A 19896-nucleotide genomic window follows, 5' to 3' on the forward strand; every position below is an offset into this window, starting at 1 on the left:
TTCAGCCCTGCCCCACCCATGAACAAGCTGATCGCTACCCTCTGTCTGCTGATTCTGTTGCTTCCCCGTCTGATCGCCCAGGACCGGCTCAGCGGCAAATCCTTTGCCACCCGGGCGGTCGTGATGGCTCGTCACGGTATGGCCTGCACCTCGCATCCGCTCTCGACCCAGGCCGCGCTTCAGGTGCTGCGCTCGGGCGGCAACGCCATCGATGCCGCCATTGCCGCCAACGCCATGGAAGGCCTGGTAGAGCCGCACGTAAACGGGATCGGGGGCGACCTGTTTGCCATCGTGTGGGATGCCAAAACCAAAAAACTGTACGGTCTCAACGCATCGGGGCGGTCGCCTTATACACTTACCCTGGCCGAGTTTAAGAAACGGGGGCTGACGCACATTCCCGCCGACGGCCCCCTGCCCGTCTCGGTGCCGGGCTGTGTGGATGGGTGGTTCTCGCTGCACAAACGGTTTGGCAGGGCACCCATGACCGATATTCTTTCCCACGCCATCCGGTACGCCCGCGAAGGCTACCCCGTTCATGACGAGGCTGCTTTTTACTGGCCATCGATGATTGCCCGCTTCGGCAAGTACCCCAACGTTAAAGAAACCTACGCCCCCACCGGAGCCGCGCCCAAGCGGGGCGAGCTGTTCAGGAATCCGGCGCTGGCCAACACCCTCGAAAAAATTGCCAAAGGTGGTCGGGATGCGTTTTATAAAGGCGACATTGCGCAGACGATCGACGTGTTCATGAAAAAGATGGGCGGCTACCTGAGTGCCCGCGACCTGGCCGATCATACCTCCGAGTGGGTCGAACCCGTATCGACCAACTACCGCGGGTACGACGTTTGGGAGCTGCCCCCCAACAGCCAGGGTATCGCGGCCCTGCAGATGCTGAACATACTGGAAGGCTACGATTTCTCGACGATTCCCTGGGGTAGCCCGGAACACATTCACCGGTTCGTGGAAGCCAAGAAGCTGGCCTTCGAAGACCGGGCCAGATACTATGCTGACCCGGCCTTTGCTACTATTCCTGTTCAGGCGCTGATCAGTAAACCCTACGCAGCTGATCGGCGGGCCCTGATCGACCTGAACCGGGCTGCCAGCCGGGTCGATGCAGGCAATCCGGCGCTTAAACAGGGCGACACCATTTACCTCACCGTTGCCGACGATGAGGGTAATATGGTATCGCTGATCCAGAGCAACTACCGCGGATTCGGGTCGGGCATGGTTCCTGATGGGCTGGGCTTTATGCTTCAGGACCGGGGCGAGTTATATAGCCTCATCGACGGGCAAAATAACACTTACGCCCCCCACAAACGGCCCTTCCAGACCATTATTCCGGCTTTCATCACCAAAGACGGGCAGCCTTTTATGAGTTTCGGGGTGATGGGAGGAAGTTTTCAGCCGCTGGGTCATGTTCAGATCGTGATGAACATGATCGACTACGGCATGAACCCACAGGAAGCGGGCGATGCCCCCCGGATCGACCACCAGGGATCATCGGAACCGACGGGCGAGAAAATGACCGACTCCGGTCTGATTACCCTCGAGTCGGGCTACCCGTACGAAACCATCCGCGAGCTGATGCGCAGGGGGCATAAGGTAGGCTATGGCCTGGGCGGATACGGCGGCTATCAGGCCATTATGTACGATGCCAAGAACAAGATCTACCACGGCGCTACAGAATCCCGAAAAGACGGGCAGGCAGCGGGTTTCTAAACCTTGTTATGGACCAAAGGCGTGAGTGGCTATCGGCTGGTCTGGCCAGCTGAAGCGTCCGTAACGGGCATCCCGATCAGTACCGACACATCGAGCCATTCGCCCTGTTCAGGATCGGCAAACATCCCGAGCTTAAACATACGGGGCTCGGTTTTGACGACATCACTGACCCAGTTTGACAGGTCCACGTGTTCACGCACAAGCAGCGGCTTATCGTCGCTGTAACTCATAACCAGCAACACCCGGTATACGCCCGATTCGCTGGTTGCCATCTGCTGGTTTAGCTGACGAGTGAGTTCCTGCATAATCTCGGCCGACCGGCTTTGGCCCCTGGCTCTGGCCGTTGTCAGCGTTAATCGTGCCTTACTGACCACTTTTTTAAAGTCCATAAAATCGACATGACCCAGCATGGACTCGCCGAACGTAGCCAGTTTGCCAACCGCGCTGGTAAACTGATCAACCTGCTGCGACCAGGCCGTTTCTGACAGCGGGTATACCCAGAGGCTGTCGGCCTCGGCCTGCAGGCGATGCATGGTCTGGTTGGCCATATCCTGCTGCGCGGTCTCCAGATCTGGCGGCAGGCCAATACACACTACCGTAAACAGCCCGTATTCGGCTAGTAGCTCGACCAGGATTGGCGCCAGTTCGCAGTCGGCAGGTGTTCGAAGATCCGTTACGACAAGGGCTAGCTCACCCAGCGCCGGCAACTCATTAAACGCATCGGCCAGGTGCCACTTCGCGTCGGCACGCTCCCTCCCGGACTCCACAAACAGTTTATTGGTTATCGGAGAGGCCCGAAGCCGGTCCGGATCGGTATCGCAGAGGATCGGGACAAGGTTCCGGATAGCTGTCTTGTGCAGCTGATTGCCAACGGCAGTTCCGGTTTCGCCAAGGCCTATCAACGCGATGGCCGGGTTTTCTGAATCGTAGAACATGGGCACGTAGAGAGGTTTGACCGATTACCAAACGGGTTGCCTGGGCAGCTATACTCCAGAAAGGCATTGGGCTGTTGTTTTAACCGAACTTACCCGATTAGTGAGACGCCTTGTTAGTCAATGGTGTATCCTGACCCCAGAGGCTCCGATCTGCGGGGTTCAGTGTATAAACAGATCCGTCTGCTTCTCCGACGCTTTCCGGCGTAACTGACGTAGCGATGACACATGAGCCACCAGCACAATGGGCACCACCACCGATGGCAGCCATACAAACGGAAAATAGAGGATGGCTATGTTGGGCTGACTGAACGCAATCTGCTGAACAGGCGAGGGAACAGCCATAGCCGCAGTCAGCACGATATTGACCAGCAAACCCAGACAGATCAGATTCCATATCAACAACCCCCGACCGGACAACCGCTTCCGGACAAATGCCAGATAGTATACCACCGGCGCCGTCAGACCAGACACGATATCGACGTTCCGTCCTTCGAAGGTCATTTCCTTCGGCACCGCGCCAGCAACGAACAGCCAGAACAGCACCAGCTCGACCGGGATGCGTACGGTATGCAGTAAAGTCAGCTGGTCCAGCCGAAGCGAATCGAGAAACCGACGCCCCCCGGCGGTTCGCAGCAGCCCAATCAGTACCAGAAGCGGGGGAATCACCAGGGCCGGAAAACGCGGAGGCATTGCATCGGTCTGCCGGTAAAACCCCGCCAGACTCAGGCCCGCCTGAAGCGCCATCCAGGCCAGAAGAACGACCAATACCAGGATCGACTGCCGACTGGCCCGGTAAAACAGCCAGACCGTGGCCAGCGTCGTGGCGCCGAAGACAAGGCTAACGTACAGAGGAAGTTGATGGAGCATAAGGCGGTGGCGAAAGTACCCGACAAAGTACAACCTGGCGCGGCCCGAAACAACACGGGCCGGATGCTGTCATCCGGCCCGTGTTGTTTCGGGTGTTTAGTTCGGCAGGGGCTATCGTCAGGCAGGCAGCTCGCCAACCATATCGCCGGGCTTCACCCATTCGTTAAACTCGTCTTCGGTCAGGTAGCCCAGTTGCAGGGCCGTTTCTTTCAGCGTAGAGCCGTTTTTATGGGCGGTTTGCGCAATTTCGGCGGCTTTGTAGTAGCCAATTTTGGTATTCAGCGCCGTTACCAGCATCAGCGACGAATCGACGTGCTTTTTGATGTTGGCTTCGATCGGCTCGATCCCTTCGGCACATTTGTCGTTGAACGATACGCATACGTCGCCGATAAGCCGGGCCGAATGCAGGAAATTATAGATCATAACCGGCTTGAATACGTTCAGCTCGAAATGGCCGTTCATACCGCCGATGTTGATCGCTACGTCGTTGCCCATCACCTGCGCGGCCACCATCGTCATGGCTTCACACTGGGTCGGGTTTACCTTACCTGGCATGATGCTGCTGCCGGGCTCGTTGTCCGGAATGTGTAACTCGCCAATCCCCGCCCGCGGACCGCTCGACAGCATGCGGATGTCGTTGCCGATCTTCATCAGGCTGGCCGCTACCGTTTTCAGCGCGCCGTGTGCTTCTACAATGGCATCGTGGGCCGCCAGGGCTTCAAACTTATTCTCGGCTGTAACGAACGGCAGACCGGTCAGGCTGGCAATGTGTTTGGCCACGTTGTCAGCGTAGTTGGGCGGGGTGTTTATCCCCGTTCCGACGGCCGTACCGCCCAGCGCCAGCTCGCTCAGGTGAGCCAGCGAGTTGTTGATTGCCCGCAAACCGTGATCGAGCTGAGACACATATCCCGAAAACTCCTGCCCCACCGTGAGCGGGGTCGCGTCCATGAAGTGGGTGCGGCCAATCTTTACGACGTGCATAAAGGCCTTCGCCTTGGCCGCCAGCGTATCGCGCAGTTTGGTAATGCCCGGAATGGTCACGTCCAGCAGGATCTTGTAGGCGGCAATGTGCATGGCCGTTGGGAAGGTATCGTTACTCGACTGCGACTTGTTTACATCATCGTTCGGGTGCAGCGCCTTCTTCTCGTCGGTAAGCGATCCGCCCTGCAGCACGTGCGCGCGGTAAGCCACCACCTCGTTGACGTTCATATTCGACTGGGTACCCGAGCCGGTCTGCCAGACAACCAGCGGAAACTGATCGTCCAGCGTTCCTTCCAGAATTTCGTCGCAGACGCGGCCGATCAGTTCTGCTTTTTCCGGCGCCAGCACCCCGGCATCGAGGTTGGTCAGCGCAGCCGCTTTCTTGAGGTACGCAAACGCCCGGATAATTTCGCGGGGCATTTTATTGATGTCCTGAGCAATTTTAAAATTCTCGATGGAACGCTGCGTCTGCGCGCCCCAGTAAACGTTGGCCGGCACCTGAACCTGGCCCATCGTGTCTTTCTCGATGCGGTATTCCATGTGGTAAGAGCGAAAGAGTGAAGGAGTCAGCGACGGAACAGGTACCAGGCCTGGAATCCGTTCCGTCGCTGACTCTTTAAAATCCGGCTGCAAAGGTACAGGGGGGCCGGTGTTTTCCCATGGGTATGGTCACTTTGCGCCACGAATTGCCGGGCGATACTGATCAAAACAGCACGTAAAATGGTTCATAGGGTAACCCCTGGCTTATCGATCGAACATGGCCGCTTACACACTACCCAAGAAAATAGCCGCCCGGCAGCACGAAATCACTGCCGACTTCCTGATGGTGATTGACCGACATCTGGCCGACCTGCTGGCCGGACGGGTTACCGAGATGTATGAGATTCGGGACATAGCCGACGAGCTGCACATTCATCCCACCCACCTGAGCAACACTATCAAGCTCACAACGGGCCAGGCACCCTGCTACTTCTTCGAAGAAAAAATCATGACCATAGCCCGGTCCATGCTAACCGATCCACAGCAGTCCGTTGCCAGCATTGCCGCTATACTCACCTTCGACCCCTCCAACTTCACCAAGTTCTTCAAGCGGTTTCAGGGAGTCACTCCAAAGCAGTACCGCGAGGAGTACTGGCGGGCGGAGCGCGAAAAAACTGAAATGCTCACCATTTAAACGGAAACTGTCACCACAGCCCAAGCCGTCGGGACCCGCAATTTTGTGCCATCCATTTAAAACAAACAATATGGCAACTGACAACAAAATTGCACTGGTGACCGGAGGCAGCCGCGGGCTGGGAAAAAATATGGCGATGCGACTGGCCGCCGATGGTATTGATCTGATCCTGACCTACCGTACGCAGCAGGCAGAAGCCGAGGCTGTGGTACAGGAGTTGGAACGGCAGGGCCGGAAAGCGGTGGCCCTACGGCTCGACACCAGCCTGTCAACGACCTTCGATGCGTTTCTGGACGACGTAAAGGTCAGCTTAGCACAAACCTGGGGCCGCACCCAGTTCGACTTTCTGATCAATAATGCCGGTATCGACGCCAGCTCGCCCATTGCGCAAACGTCCGAAGAAGCGTTTGACAACCTGTTTGCCGTTCACGTGAAAGGAGTCTACTTCCTGACGCAGAAAGCGCTGCCCTTACTGGCCGACCATGGGTGTATCGTCAATGTATCGACTGGCCTTACCCGCTTCACAACGCCCGGCTACGCGGCTTACGCGTCCATGAAAGGGGCGGTGGAAGTATTTACCAAATACCTGGCCAAAGAACTCGGTCCCCGGGGTATCCGGGCCAATCTGGTAGCGCCCGGTCTTATTGAAACCGATTTTACCCAGGCAGCCCGCGACGCTCATCCCGAGCTGGGGGCGTTCATATCGTCGCAGACGGCGCTGGGTCGACTCGGGGTTCCCGACGATGTGGGTGGGGTGGTTGCGTTTCTTTGCTCGGCCGACGCCCGTTGGGTTAACGCCCAGCGAATCGAGGCATCAGGCGGTATGTTCCTGTAAATCCGGACTCCAACAACATGGGTGAGCGCACCAGCTGGCGTTGCTTACCCATGTTTGTTGACGATCGAGCAACCACATTTGCAAATGATCGGGTGATTCGGCAGCTTTACAAAACGAGCTCTAAACCCCAATCTGGCATGGATCAGCGTATTATCAACCTCTTCGACGAGTACACCCATAAACCGCTCAGGCGAGACGATTTTCTGAAACGACTGGCCCAGCTGACGGGCGGAACAGCCGCTGCCCTGGCGGTGCTACCCTTACTGGAAGTCAACTACGCCAAAGCCGAAACCATCACGGCTCAGGACGATCGTATCAAAACCGAATCCATCACCTACCCCGGCTCCGACACCACCATGAAGGGGTACCTGGCCCGCCCCGCAGCGGCTGGTAAGTATCCGGCCGTTATCGTCATCCACGAAAACCGAGGCCTTAACCCCCACATCGAAGATGTAGCCCGACGCGTGGCGCTGGCGGGCTTTGTAGCCCTCGCCCCGGATGCGCTGTCGGCCGCCGGAGGCACCCCAACCGATGAAACCCAGATGCGGGAGCTGTTTGGCAAACTGGATGCCCAGAAAACGCGCGAAAATTTCATGAAAGCCGTCGACTACCTTAAAACCCGCCCCGACAGTACCGGCAAAGTGGGTGCCGTTGGTTTCTGTTGGGGTGGCGCCATGGCCAATCAGCTCGCCGTTCATGTGCCTGACCTGAAAGCAGCGGTTCCGTTTTACGGCCGCCAACCCGACGCGGCCGACGTACCTAAGATCAAAGCGGCCGTGCAACTCCATTACGGCGGGCTGGACGAACGGGTCAATGCCGGGATCCCGGCCTACGAAGAAGCGCTGAAAAAGGCAGGGGTCGCCTACGAACTTTACGTATACGAAGGCGCGCAGCACGCTTTTCACAACGACACCGCGCCCACCCGCTACAACGAAACCGCGGCCAAACTAGCCTGGGACCGTACTATTTCATTCTTTAAAAAGAACCTGAGCTAACCACCCGCCAGCTACTTGTCGGCCCGGGTGGCCTGCCAGCTACCGGTAGCCATACCATCAGACGCCCGCCAGTTCCCTTTTAGCGCGGACTGTTCATAGGTGCCCGAAAACGTGACGTCACTCCCACCCTGCGGGTCGGCATAGGCTGCGCTGAGTTTACCGTTTTGCCAGGTAATCACTTTCAGATCAATAGGATACCGATTGCCATCGGGCGCCAGCATCACGATCTGGCCGGTCAGCTTCCGGGCGTTGTCCTGATTGATAATCAGGTCGAATTTCCCCGCGTCTGAGCCATCATACGTACCGGCCCATTTGCCGATGAGCATGGCCGATGAGTCGGCCGGGGCCGCGGTTGTCTGAGCGGTGACTACAGAGTAGCTGGCTACCCAGGCCATAAGCAGGAATACCAGGGATCGGATTCGCATGATAATGAAGAAGTTAGTTTGTTCAGGATGGTACAGGAGTCGATCTCCCGCTGCCTCCTAAACAAAAAACCGCCCGACGCCTACTGATCGGTAGCGTCGGGCGGTTTATAAGGTACACAGATGGTGGCTACTGACTGAGGCTGGCAGCCGCTTTCTCATCGACCATCCAGATAAGCTGGCCGTCAGCGGGTTTGATAACCTGCGACGGATAAGTGTCGGGCCGGAACTCGCCCTCCAGCACTTCTTTCAGCGGGGCCGCTTTTTTAGGGCCGGCCACCAGAAACAGTACACACGACGCCCGGTTTACCACCGGAGCCGTGAGGGTGAGCCGGTACATAGTCTGCTGCTTTAGGTAATAAGCCTTCGTCCAGCTGGTTTGCTCGTGTACGACCTCGGTACCCGGAAACAGGGACAGCGTATGGCCGTCGTCGCCCATGCCCAGCAACACCAGGTCGAAGGTGGGGCCGGTGTCGCCAAAATAGTCGTGTAAAATCCGGTCATAGTCGACAGCCGCAGCCTCGGGTTCGAGTTCGGTGCGCCAGACATGGATCTGTTCTTCGGGGGTGAACACATGCCCCAGCAGCGTATCGTAGGCCATACCAGCATTGCTCTGCTCGTCGTCAATGAGTACGTAGCGCTCGTCGCCCCAGAAAACATGCAGCTGCAGCCACGGAATCTGCTCGGCAAAGGGTGATTTTGCCAGCAGTTCGTGCAGGGCTTTGGGCGTACTGCCTCCCGACAGGGCAATGGTAAAACGGTCCTGTTTTTTCAGAACCTCTTTGATCTGCTTCGTAATAAACTCAGCCGCAGCCTTGGCCAGCGCGTCCGGGTTTTTCTTGATAAGAACCTGCATACGATCGGTTTACAGTTGTTGGCAAACGATGCTGATGACGGCAAAAGCCACGATTCGAACACCCAACCGGGTTATTTCCACGAGAACCCGTCTTTTTCGACCAGGCGCATGGCCGCTTCGGGACCCCATGAACCGGGCGTGTAGTTCGGGAAATCGGTGGGAGCCTCGCTCTCCCAGGCGTCGAGGATGGGGGTAACCACCCGCCAGGCCGCTTCTACCTGATCGGCGCGCATAAACAGGGTAGCATCGCCCGTCATCACGTCGAGCAGCAGGGTTTCGTACGCTTCGGGTTCCTGCCCGTCGTAAGCCGTTTTGTAGCTGAACACCATCTCGACCGGATCGATGGCCAGGGTCTGCCCCGGGCGTTTGGCCTGAAAACGCAGCCGGATGTCCATGGCCGGCTGGATACCGATCGTTAGCCGGTTCGACTCCCAGGTCGAGATCGCTTCATCGGGGAAGGCAAAATCCGGAGCCGCTTTGAACTGAATCGTAATGACCGTCGTCTTTTCGGCCAGCGATTTGCCCGTCCGCAGGTAGAACGGCACATTCTCCCACCGCCAGTTATCGACGTATAGCTTTACGGCGGCAAAGGTTTCGGTAGCCGAATCGGGCTTTACGCCTTCTTCCTGCCGGTAGCCGGGGATGTCTTTATCTTTTACGCGCCCCGGTCCGTACTGACCACGAACGGCCACCTGTTTGACGTCTTCGGGCTTGATGGGGCGAATCGCGTGCAGTACGTCTACTTTTTTGTTGCGGACTTCATTCGCGTCGAAATTGACCGGAGCTTCGGTAGCCACCATGCACATGACCTGAAGCAGGTGATTCTGAATCATATCGCGCAGCGCACCGGAGCCTTCGTAGTAGCCCCCCCGCCCTTCGAGCCCTACCGTTTCGGCGGCCGTGATCTGCACATATTCGACATAGCGCCGGTTCCAGATCGGTTCAAAAAGCGAGTTGGCAAACCGCAGCGCCAGAATATTCTGGACGGTTTCTTTCCCCAGGTAGTGATCGATGCGGTAGATCTGTTCTTCGGCAAAGAGGCCACCCAGCAGTTCGTTCAGTTCGAGGGCCGTTTTCAGGTCATGGCCAAACGGCTTCTCCACCACGATCCGCACGTGCCGTTTGTCGCCACACAGCTCCAGCTTGCTGAGGTTGGTAGCGATGTTGGGAACCAGCTGCGGAGCCACGGCCAGGTAGAACACCACGTTGGGGTGCTCGCCCCATTCTTCTTCTTTCTGACGCACAAAATCGGACAGCGTACCGTAGGCGCCCGCATCGCCCGCATCCATCTGCAGGTAGGATACCAGGGGCGAAAACGATTTCCAGGCGTCTTCGGGTCCGTTTTTACGGCGCGAGAAAGATTGTACCCCGTCGAGCAGGCGCTCCCGAAACGAGTCGTTGTCATACGGACTACGGCCCAGGCCAACAACGGCAAACCGCTCGGGCAGGTACTGGTCGATAAAAAGGTTGTAAAGCGCTGGCGTTAGTTTCCGGAGGTTCAGATCACCGCTGCCGCCGAATATAAAGAGGATGGTAGCGGCTGGCCGCTGATTAGTGGCTGGAATCATAAGCTGGTTGTATTGAGGGCCGCAAATTACCGATGCCCCCCGTTCCGAACAAGTCTACACGAATAAGGTTAGCGTTGGTGGTGCATAGCCCTGACGGATGGATAGGTAAATGTACGGCTGTTCTTCTTTTTTGGTAGACTTGCATTATCTACATCCCAACCGGACTTAGTACATTTATAGTTCGGTTCAGCAGGCTTTACTTTCTTTACCGGCTCTCCCCAGTCTTACGCTTACTATGGATCAGTTTTTCGAGTTTTTCCGGCGGCTTACCGACACCAGCGACTGGCCTCCCCGCTGGCTGTGTGGTACCTGGACCGACTTCCACGGATGGCTCTATATCGTTTCAGACCTTACCATCTGGCTGGCCTATATGGCCATACCGCTTATACTCATTCGGTTTTTACTCAAAAAAACCGGGGTTCCGCTCACGGGTGTATTCTGGCTGTTTGGCGCCTTTATTCTGCTCTGCGGCCTGACCCACCTGATCGATGCGCTCATGTTCTGGTGGCCAGCCTACCGCATCAGTGCCCTTGTCCGGTTTATGACGGGTCTTGTTTCTATTGCTACCGTAATAGCGTTGATCCGGTATTTTAACGAGGCATTGGGGTTGCGGACATCGGATGAATACAGCCGGGAGCTCACCCTTCGGCAACAGGCCATGCAGGAGCTGGCCCGCTCCAACGAAGAACTGCAACAGTTTGCCTACGTGGCCTCCCACGATCTGCAGTCACCCCTGAAAACCATTACCAACTACCTCACGCTGCTGGAAGCCAAACATGGCAGCCACCTCGACACCGACGCCCGAAAGCTGATCAGCGTCTCAACAGCCGCGGCCGACCGGATGCGCTCACTGATCAACGACCTGCTGGCTTTCTCACGGGTAGGCAACACGGTCGAGTTTACCCCCGTCGACCTGAATCAGGTTGTGGCAGATGTGATCGAAGAACACCAGGCCGATATTCAGGCCACCCACGCGACCATCCGCGTAGAGGGTAGGCTTCCTACGCTGACCGCCCACCAGACCGATATCCACCAGCTGTTTCAGAACCTGGTCAGTAACGCGCTCAAATACCGACGGCCGGCTACCGACCCCAAAGTACTGATCCGGGCTACCGACCGGGGTGATCGCTATCATTTTATGGTCAGCGACAATGGGATCGGTATCGATCTGCAATACCACGACCGTATCTTCCAGATCTTTCAGCGCCTGCACGGCCGCAACGAATACTCGGGAACCGGCATCGGGCTGGCCACCGTAAAAAAAGTCATCGATATTTACGGCGGCCGGATTTGGGTCGAGAGTACCCCCGGCACCGGCAGTACCTTTCATTTTACCCTCCCCAAAATCATAAAAACCCTACAGCATTATGCCCAAACCGATTCGCTGCATTCTGTTGGTTGACGATGACCCCGACGATAATTTCTTTCATCAGCTGATTATTGAGGAGTCGGGCTATTGCGAAACGGTGCGGATCGCCGAGAACGGCCAGAAAGCCCTCGATTACCTGACCCAGACCGATCATCCCGACTACCTGCAGCCCGACGTCATCATGCTGGATATCAACATGCCCGGCATGAACGGATTCGAATTTCTGGATCGGTACCATCAGCTGCCAGCCTCGCAAAAGAGCCGGCTGATCCTGCTGATGCTGACGACTTCGCTAAACCCCGCCGACCGGCAGCGGGCCATTGGCATGGACGAGGTGGCTGGCTATTACAGCAAACCCCTAACGAGGGATATGATCCAGAAAATCGTGGATACCTATTTCTCAGCGCCGGTCTGAGGCCGGTCAATCTGAATAGCGCTCAGCCACACGATCCGACCGGCGGGTTATCTACATTATTATTTCGTCAGGCCCGCATTTTGGCTACTTTTGGGCCTGATATCAACCTTGCATTACTTTATGAAAATTGCCATCGGCTCCGACCACGCCGGTTTCCGCTACAAAGAAGCCATTAAGCAGTATCTGATTGACCAGGGTCATGATGTAACGGACATGGGTACCTACTCCGACGCATCGGTTGATTACCCGCGTTTTATCCGGCCCGTTGCCGAAGCCGTAGCGGCTGGCGACGTAGAACGTGGGGTTGTACTGGGCGGCTCAGGCAACGGAGAAGCCATCATGTCGAACCGCATCAAAGGCGTCCGCGCGGCCCTCTGCTGGAATGAAGAGTCGGCCCGGCTATGCCGCCAGCATAACGATGCCAACGTGATCTCGCTGGGCGAGCGGATGATGAGTGAAGAAACGGCGCTCAAACTCGTGCAGATCTGGCTCGACACCCCGTTCGAAGGCGGTCGGCACCTGACACGCATTCAGCAGCTGGACGAATAGTAACGGGGGCGTTATGAACCGACGCATCCGGGAAATCGCCTATTTTCTCTCAAGCCAGAACTTCTCGAACGGCTTTCGTACCACGCTGTCTATTCTGCTCCCCTCGCTGGTTTTCGATCAGTTTGGGCAGCTGGATACGGGTATGGCCATCTCGCTGGGGGCGCTGGCCGTCAGTTTGAGCGATGCCCCCGGCCCGGTTCAGCACCGCCGGAATGCCATGCTGGCCACGGTTGTTGTCAGCGTCGGGATGACTTTACTGACCGGCGTAGCGCGCCTGCACCCGATTTCCATGACCCTGGAAATCGGGCTGCTGGGTTTCTTTTTTTCCATGTTCGTGATTTACGGCAACCGGGCCACCTCGGTCGGTACAGCCGCTTTGCTCACGATGATCCTGATGCTCGACCGGCCGCTCGATCTGATGGGTATTTTGCGCGAGAGCGGACTCATTGCGGCCGGCGGACTCTGGTATACGGCCATTGGTCTGCTCTCGTCGCGGCTTCGCCCCTACCAGGCTGCCCGTCAGGCGCTGGGCCAGTGTATTCATGCCGTGGCAACCTTCATGGCCATTAAGGCCGATTTCTACGACATCAGCACCCCGCTCGATGATGACTACCGGCGGCTGGTTGCCCAGCAGGTTGTGGTGAGCGAGCAGCAGGATGCCGTGCGCGAAATTCTCTTCAAAAGCCGGCAGCTGATGGCCGAGTCCGACAATACCAGCCGCCTGCTCGTGCTTACCTTCACGGATGTCGTTGATCTGTACGACCAGATACTGGCCATGTACCTCGACTATGCCGATATGCTGGAGCGGTTTGGCCAGACCGGGGTTCTGCCGCGCTTTGCCGCCCTGATTCGTAAGCTATCCATCGAGCTCGATTACATTGGCTTATCGATACAGGCCAGTGTGATTCGGCGCCCCCCGATCGACATCAGCAAACAGCTCGATGATCTCTGGCAGCACATCGAAGCACTGGGCCCTGAATACGGCAGTACCCTCGTCCTGCGAAAAGCCATGGTCGGCTTACGAGCCATCAGCCAGCGGCTGTCAATTATTCAGAATAACATCAGCCAGCCCGCGGTACCCACCGATCGGGCCGACACCATCGAATACGGCCGGTTTGTGTCTCACCAGGTCATCGACTGGCCTTCTTTCCGAAACAACCTGACCCGCGAGTCATCAGCTTTCCGACACTCGGTGCGGGTGGCGGTCTCGCTGGTCGTTGGCTACCTGCTCACGCTGGTACTGCCGTACGGCGACTATAGCTACTGGGTTCTGCTTACAGTGCTGGTTATTCTCAAACCGGCTTTCAGCCTGACCAAACAACGAAACATTGAACGCATTACCGGCACGCTGGCCGGGGCCATCATCGGGGTTCTGATTCTGATGTTTGTGCCCGACAAAGCCGCTCAGTTCGCGTTTCTGGTTTTGTTCATGCTGGGCACCTACAGCTTTCTCCGGTTCAACTACCTGGTCATGGTTGTCTGCGTAACCCCTTTCCTGCTGATTGTTTTCAGCTTTCTGGGAACGGGCTACCTCGACGTGGCGGGCGAGCGGTTTCTGGATACGCTGCTGGGCGGGCTGCTGGCCTTCGGCGCCAGCTATCTGCTTTTTCCCAACTGGGAGTCGAACCAGATTGTCAACACCATGCGCGAAATGCTCAGCGCCAACATCCGGTATATGAATCTGCTCCTCGACGGGCTGTCGGGCAAATCACTGCCGGTTGTCGATTATAAACTGGTCAGAAAAGAGGTGTACGTAGCTTCGGCCAACCTGGCAGCGGCCTTTCAGCGAATGACATCGGAACCGAAGCATAAGCAGCGCAACGAAACGCTCATCTACGAATTTGTGGTACTTAACCACATACTATCGGCCAATATTGCCACCCTGATTACCGGTTTGCTGACCGACCGGCCCAGGCCGTATTCGGCAGAGGTACTTAAACCGATCAAGCGGGCCGCAGCCACCCTGACCGACAGCCAGAAGCGCTTAGTGGAAACGCAGCCCGTAGAGTCGGCTGCCACCCGCCCCGTAGCGGCCGACACGGTCGATGCGCCTGAGCCGACTTCGGCCGATCTTCTGTTTATGGAACACCTGCAGTTTATCCAGCAGGTAAGTGGCGATATAGGCAAGGTACTTTCGAAGGGGAACTGGGTTGATCACCCGGCAACAAAAAACCCCGACGGACCGTAGTCATCGAGGTTTTGCTGCGTTGTTAAGAGGTAAACGCCTAACGTATCCCGTTTGTTTCACACATGAAAAACTGTGACATTATTTTTCACTTTAATCAACTTCGCCATTATAACTCATGCCCTACCTTGTACTCGACCTTGAAATGACCGGCCCTGAGCCGGATTACAACGAAATCATTCAGATTGGCGCAGTGCTCTTCGACGACAACTGGGTCAGGAAGGGACAGTACCTGACGAACGTCTACCCCGAGAATGAAGAGGCCTTCTCATCGTCTTCGGAAAAGATTCATAACCTGTCTCTGGCTGATTTGCAGGATGCGCCCATGATGTACGACGTATTGCCCGAGCTGGAAGAATGGATCTGCAAAGAATTGTCGATCCGGGTACCGGCGGGTCAGCTCGACCGTACGCCTTACCTGCGCGACGTAATCATCTGTGGCCAGAGCGTCATCAATGACATCAATTTTCTGAAGGAAGCGTATCGGTACGAAAAGCTGAAATGGCCATATTCACGGGTGCTCCTCGATCTGCATACGCTTAGCTACTTTACCTTCCGGGTCCTGCGCGCGAACGGCCGTAAAGTGCCGGACCGGCTGAGCCTGACAGCCATTGCCAGCTACTTCGGTCTGGCACGGGAAGATGGCTTTCATAATGCCCTCGAAGATGCGGAACTCACGGCAAAATGCCTGGCCGAGGTATTCAAACTGGCGGATACCATGAAACTCACTGTATAAGAAAACGCTGGCTACCCGTTAGGCCAGATTATACTGTGGAGACGGCTGTGCGACCCGGCGTCTCCTACGCCACCAGGCCCAAACAAGCCCCAGGCTGAGCAACAGCAAGGCGCTGCCGACCATCCAGGGCCAGGCCGGAGGCTGGTCGAGCGGAGCCGCATCGCCAACGACGATCAGACCCGCCCAATAGTTGGGTAGCTGATTTTCGCCCTCGGCCCTGGCCAGCCAGTCGCGCTGGGCCCGCTGCAGGGCTACGTCTTTGGGCATTCCTTCGGCCAGGTAGCGGTAGAACAAATTGGTGATGTCGTAAGTCGCTTTGTTTTCGACGCTCCAGAGCGTGGTCAGTACGCTGGGAACACCAAGGGCAGCAAAGCCCCGCGCTAAACTAAAAACGCCTTCGCCCCGCTGGTTGGCTCCGATGCCGGTTTTACAGGCCGCCAGCACTACCAGTTGCGTATTGAATAAATCGTTGTTACTCAAGTCTGATAATTGTAGGGTCGAATCGGCAAAATAAAGCTGAGGCTCCTGGCCCGTACTGTCATCAGCAATGGCGTGGGTAAACAAGTGAACGACGCGCGCGCGGGCGGCTTCGTCGAGGAAGGTTCGGCGTCGGGCCTGAGTATGGACAAGCAGCACCGACGACTTGAACCGATCGGCTATTGGCTGAAGTGCAGCATCTGAGCCCGGCAGTGACACCTGGCCCAGGCCAGCCGCGAAGGTTACCGGTGCCACCCCCAGAAAATCGGTGGTCCATAAGTTGGCCGTAGCGGAGGCTCTCGTTTCATTTTTCAGCAGCAGCCGCGCCGAATAGGCATAGCTGAACGCGTTTGTCTGCACCAGATAGTCGGCGGTACTGGCCGAGCGGCTCAGAGCCTCGAACGGGACAAACGCCCCATCGGGCGACACAATAACCCGGCCTTCGGGTAGCCCAACTGGAGCCAGCAGCTGCCGATAGAGTGAGTTTCCCAGCCCCATGAACTGACGCACGTTGGCCCGCTGGTTCATCGCATCAGGATTAGCCAGCAAATTCATAAACGAACGAACGGTCTGGCTGTAGTTACTAAGCGGTTGCCGAACCAGCGTAGTACGCCCACCGGCCACGCCCAGTACATACAGGCTACTATCGCCTATAAAATAGCTGACATACGATGCTTTCCGTTCGGTCAGGTATGCTTTCAGGTCAGCCAGGTGGGTGGTCGTGGTATCGTACTTATAACGGTAGTAAGCCGGATTGGAGGCTTCCAGCCCCCGCCGGAACCGATCGAGCTTAACCTGACCATCCAGCAGGGCTACCCGCAAACTGTCGTAAGCCCGGCCTGCCGGTGCATTGGCCAGCGCGGTTTGCTGTTCACTGAGCGTGGCCTGTAATCGTTTTTCTTCGGCATTCTGTTCGGCTGTCAGCTGCCGCCGGGCTCCCAGCTCGTTCAGTTTGTCGGCCAGCATGACGGCCCGGCTTTTTTCAATAAATCGAAATGCCTGTTCGGCATCGCCCAACCGCCAGCAGGTTTCAATAGCGCGCTCGTAAAGGGTTCTGGTTTTATTTCGCCAGAACAGTTTCGACTGCTGCTCGGTATGTTCCCACCGCATGAAGTCGATCATCTGATCGGCCACCTGGTAGGTATGCAGGGCATGGTACAGGCGTTGTTTGTTGTTTCCGGTCGCCCTGGCGTAGTCTAACCAGGCGTCCGCTTTGTCCTGAACGGTGGTGAGCAGGTACTCGCGCTGAAGCACCGATCGAATAGATTCGGCTGCCGGATTTTTTGTTATATCCGACGCAACAAACCGAATATTAGGCACGGCTGCCAGGCTTTGCTGATAAACGGACAGGGCTTTCGTATACTGCCCCTGCCGACGCAGTGCCGACGCAATGTTATCGAGCAGGCGGACCCGATTCATCGGATTGGTTTCTACCTGCAGGGCCTCCTGGTAGGTCTGAACCGCCCGGGGGTAGTTTTTCTGTTTGAAATACAAATAGCCGAGATTATTGAGAACAACCCCTTTCAGCGCGGTATCATTGGCCTGATCGGCCAGCTGAACCACTTTCTGATAGGCCTTCATCGCCGACACATCCTTGTTGCGATTGCTCTCGATGTCGCCCAGTAATAAATACAACTGCGGCAGAACATCTGTTACAGCAGCCGCAATACTCAGTCGGCAGGCTTCTTCAATAGTAACAATGGCTTCATCGTAACGGCCGAGCCAGTACAGAGCATTGGCTTTCTCGCGTAGTAGCTGTGCAACGATTCGCGGCTTATTTAGACCGACAGCCTGCCGCGAGCCCGATTCGGCATAGGTCAGCGCCTGCTGGTACTCTCCTCCCGATGCGCTTATGTAGGCCAGATTCAATAATGAACTGGCCGCCCATTTCAGGTCAGCATCACGACCTTTGGCCCAGCGCAGGGCCTGTAGTAAGGATGCGGTTGCCTGTTCGGCTCTGTTGTCATACAGATATGACGAGCCGGCCAGATAGTGCGCCTGAGCCGCCAGCGCCCTGTTTTCGGGTCGAGTAGTGGCCAGTTTCACTCCTTGCTGATAATAGCCGATGGCCTCGGCGTATTTTCCCTGCTGTCTGAATTGAGTACCGGTAAACAGGAGCAGACGCACAAAAGACGTATCGACGGACTCATGACAGGCACCCCATCGTTTTTGTAAGGCGAGGGCCTGTCCGGCCAGCTGGCTAGCCTCGAGCGTCGTATTTTTCTGAAGCCGGTCCCAGTCTGACCGGAGCGCAGGGCATTGCGCATAGGTAATTAGCGTAGCCAGCGTACAGCCACTGATCAACCAAAGCAGTCGTGCGTTTCTCATAGCTATACTCAATAACTGAACGGACACTCTCAACTACACGGATCGCCACTACGCTGATTGCCGGCCTTAGTTCGTCTCGACCGGAACAACCGTACCCTGATCGATCCGCTCGGTGAGCGCGGTGATTCGGCCCGGTATCGACGTGAGCATCCTCAGACGCTCCGGTATGGTGGTGGGGCGCTGGTTGCATTTCACGATTTGCGCAACCGCAAATGGCGTAGCAAACGATGATCCCTTTACCGGCGGAAACGTAACCGGAGGTGAATTGTCTTCCGACACCAGCGGCTCAATAAATTTGCCATCGTTTCCGCTGCCGATACCCATATTAACAAACCTCTTTGAAAAGTTTTCGACCGTCTCGAAACCCAGCAGAGGGGTTCGCTTCACGGTTGTAACCGTCACTACGCTGGCAAACTGGTCACTATAACAAGAAGGCCATCTGCGCTCATCGCCCAGATCTACAGTCTTATTATTTTTCACATCACCCTCGTTGCCAGCTGCATTGACCAGCCAGATTCCCGCGTCCTGCAGACGCGGTATATAACTACTCAATAGTTTGTCTTCTGTCGACTGATAAAATCCCCAGCTGGCATTGATCGCTACCGGCTTTTGAGGCAAACTGTCGGAGTGGAGCAGGTATTCGAAGCAGCAGAGAATATCGAATAACTGGCCTATACCGTACTTGTCGATGACTTTCAGCGGCAGAATGCGAACCTTGTGCTCCATCTGCCTGCTGATGATGGCCGCAATACGACTTCCGTGCTTGCTCCGGTCGTTGTCGTCGTAGGGATAGTTCTGGTCGTGTACGAAATCCCAGCCGATAAAATCAGGTTCAATGGTTTTTCTGCACAGGGGTTTACCGCCGTTAAACTGAATCGGTATCGACTCAGTATTAGGGTATGAAAAATCGATACCCGTATCCATAATGCCCACAATCGGAAAATCTTGCCAGGCCGACGAATCACGGATGATGCGCCGGAGTTGAAAATCGAACAATGCCGGTTTTATTCGCGGTGGGTTCGGGTTGCCCGGCCCGCTGGAATCCAGGATTTTGGGCGGAGGAGTAATGGTACCGCCCTCGGAGTAGTGTACATCATTGGCGCTACTCTTGACTATATCGAGAGTGGGACCAGAAGTAATTTTTATATCCTCCGTTAACAGGTGCGCGTTATTACCTTCGAGCAATACCAGATTCGGGTTACAGTGGGATCGTTTGATGACCCGTGCTTCGCTGATCACTACTTCCCGTTTGTCCCTTCCCCCGACACCCACGAGACTTAAGGTCTTCTCCTGGTCCACCTCCAACGGCTTTTCGAACAGCGCAACCAGTTGATTACGTACTACCAGTCGGCGGGGGTCAATCTCGTCTGGCACCGTATCGGGAACGAGCTCACCTTTTTCATATAACCGCTTAACCTTCACATGGAAATTGGGGCGCCCTGGGTTCAACATGGGTTTTTCCTGAGAGTGGGACATAACTGGGTATAG

General features: G+C 56.3%; 17 protein-coding genes. 9 read left to right on the forward strand and 8 right to left on the reverse strand.

All coding sequences use genetic code 11. The annotated features are described in order from the left end of the window. Positions 1-18: 18 nt before the first annotated feature. Positions 19-1716 (forward strand): gamma-glutamyltransferase, encoded by a 1698-nt coding sequence (gene ggt / locus B1C80_RS05040; protein WP_077919957.1) that lies wholly within the window; start codon positions 19-21, stop codon positions 1714-1716. 29 nt (positions 1717-1745) lie between these two features. On the opposite strand, the gene B1C80_RS05045 is transcribed toward ggt, so the two are convergent. The 3 genes from B1C80_RS05045 to fumC form a co-directional block, all read right to left on the reverse strand. Further along, entirely contained in the window at positions 1746-2651 is a 906-nt protein-coding gene (locus B1C80_RS05045) for a hypothetical protein (RefSeq protein ID WP_077919958.1), read from the reverse strand. Positions 2652-2810: 159 nt separating this feature from the next. Continuing rightward, entirely contained in the window at positions 2811-3518 is a 708-nt protein-coding gene (locus B1C80_RS05050; protein ID WP_077919959.1) for a hypothetical protein, read from the reverse strand. Positions 3519-3635: 117 nt separating this feature from the next. Continuing rightward, positions 3636-5039, reverse strand: a complete 1404-nt coding sequence (fumC, locus tag B1C80_RS05055) for a class II fumarate hydratase (protein WP_077919960.1) — start codon at positions 5037-5039, stop codon at positions 3636-3638. Positions 5040-5256: 217 nt separating this feature from the next. Here fumC and B1C80_RS05060 point away from each other — a divergent pair, with 217 nt between their 5' ends. The 3 genes from B1C80_RS05060 to B1C80_RS05070 all read left to right on the forward strand — a co-directional run bounded on the left by B1C80_RS05060 (position 5257) and on the right by B1C80_RS05070 (position 7503). After that, positions 5257-5673 (forward strand): AraC family transcriptional regulator, encoded by a 417-nt coding sequence (locus B1C80_RS05060; RefSeq protein WP_077919961.1) that lies wholly within the window; start codon positions 5257-5259, stop codon positions 5671-5673. A 70-nt stretch (positions 5674-5743) separates the two neighbouring features. After that, the gene (locus B1C80_RS05065; RefSeq protein ID WP_077919962.1) at positions 5744-6508 is read left to right on the forward strand and encodes an SDR family oxidoreductase; all 765 of its coding nucleotides are present in this window, start codon (positions 5744-5746) and stop codon (positions 6506-6508) included. Between the two features lie 137 nt (positions 6509-6645). Beyond that, positions 6646-7503, forward strand: a complete 858-nt coding sequence (locus B1C80_RS05070; RefSeq protein ID WP_077920104.1) for a dienelactone hydrolase family protein — start codon at positions 6646-6648, stop codon at positions 7501-7503. An 11-nt stretch (positions 7504-7514) separates the two neighbouring features. On the opposite strand, the gene B1C80_RS05075 is transcribed toward B1C80_RS05070, so the two are convergent. The 3 genes from B1C80_RS05075 to zwf form a co-directional block, all read right to left on the reverse strand. Continuing rightward, positions 7515-7928 (reverse strand): hypothetical protein, encoded by a 414-nt coding sequence (locus B1C80_RS05075; protein WP_236648620.1) that lies wholly within the window; start codon positions 7926-7928, stop codon positions 7515-7517. A 127-nt stretch (positions 7929-8055) separates the two neighbouring features. Further along, positions 8056-8781: a 6-phosphogluconolactonase gene (pgl, locus tag B1C80_RS05080; protein WP_077919963.1), complete on the reverse strand. Its 726-nt coding sequence runs from the start codon at positions 8779-8781 to the stop codon at positions 8056-8058. Positions 8782-8852: 71 nt separating this feature from the next. Beyond that, positions 8853-10349, reverse strand: coding sequence for a glucose-6-phosphate dehydrogenase (zwf, locus tag B1C80_RS05085; protein ID WP_077919964.1), 1497 nt, complete (start codon positions 10347-10349; stop codon positions 8853-8855). A 235-nt stretch (positions 10350-10584) separates the two neighbouring features. On the opposite strand from zwf, the gene B1C80_RS05090 reads away from it, so the two are divergent. From B1C80_RS05090 to B1C80_RS05110, 5 genes are all read left to right on the forward strand, one after another. Then, entirely contained in the window at positions 10585-11751 is a 1167-nt protein-coding gene (locus B1C80_RS05090; protein WP_077919965.1) for an ATP-binding protein, read from the forward strand. Next, positions 11717-12133 (forward strand): response regulator, encoded by a 417-nt coding sequence (locus B1C80_RS05095; RefSeq protein ID WP_077919966.1) that lies wholly within the window; start codon positions 11717-11719, stop codon positions 12131-12133. Before B1C80_RS05090 ends, B1C80_RS05095 begins: the two co-directional genes overlap by 35 nt. A gap of 120 nt (positions 12134-12253) precedes the next feature. Next, a complete protein-coding gene (gene rpiB / locus B1C80_RS05100) occupies positions 12254-12682 on the forward strand; it encodes a ribose 5-phosphate isomerase B (RefSeq protein ID WP_077919967.1) in 429 nt (142 codons plus the stop codon). A 13-nt stretch (positions 12683-12695) separates the two neighbouring features. Next, positions 12696-14870, forward strand: coding sequence for an FUSC family membrane protein (locus B1C80_RS05105; RefSeq protein ID WP_077919968.1), 2175 nt, complete (start codon positions 12696-12698; stop codon positions 14868-14870). 115 nt (positions 14871-14985) lie between these two features. Then, positions 14986-15603, forward strand: coding sequence for a 3'-5' exonuclease (locus B1C80_RS05110; protein ID WP_077919969.1), 618 nt, complete (start codon positions 14986-14988; stop codon positions 15601-15603). An 18-nt stretch (positions 15604-15621) separates the two neighbouring features. On the opposite strand, the gene B1C80_RS05115 is transcribed toward B1C80_RS05110, so the two are convergent. Both B1C80_RS05115 and B1C80_RS05120 read right to left on the reverse strand, forming a co-directional pair. Then, the gene (locus B1C80_RS05115) at positions 15622-18408 is read right to left on the reverse strand and encodes a CHAT domain-containing protein (protein ID WP_077919970.1); all 2787 of its coding nucleotides are present in this window, start codon (positions 18406-18408) and stop codon (positions 15622-15624) included. 66 nt (positions 18409-18474) lie between these two features. Next, entirely contained in the window at positions 18475-19884 is a 1410-nt protein-coding gene (locus B1C80_RS05120) for a S8 family serine peptidase (protein WP_077919971.1), read from the reverse strand. Between the last annotated feature and the right edge of the window lie 12 nt (positions 19885-19896).

The sequence above is a fragment of the Spirosoma sp. 209 genome (assembly GCF_002006735.1).
Classification (GTDB): Bacteria; Bacteroidota; Bacteroidia; order Cytophagales; family Spirosomataceae; genus Spirosoma; species Spirosoma sordidisoli.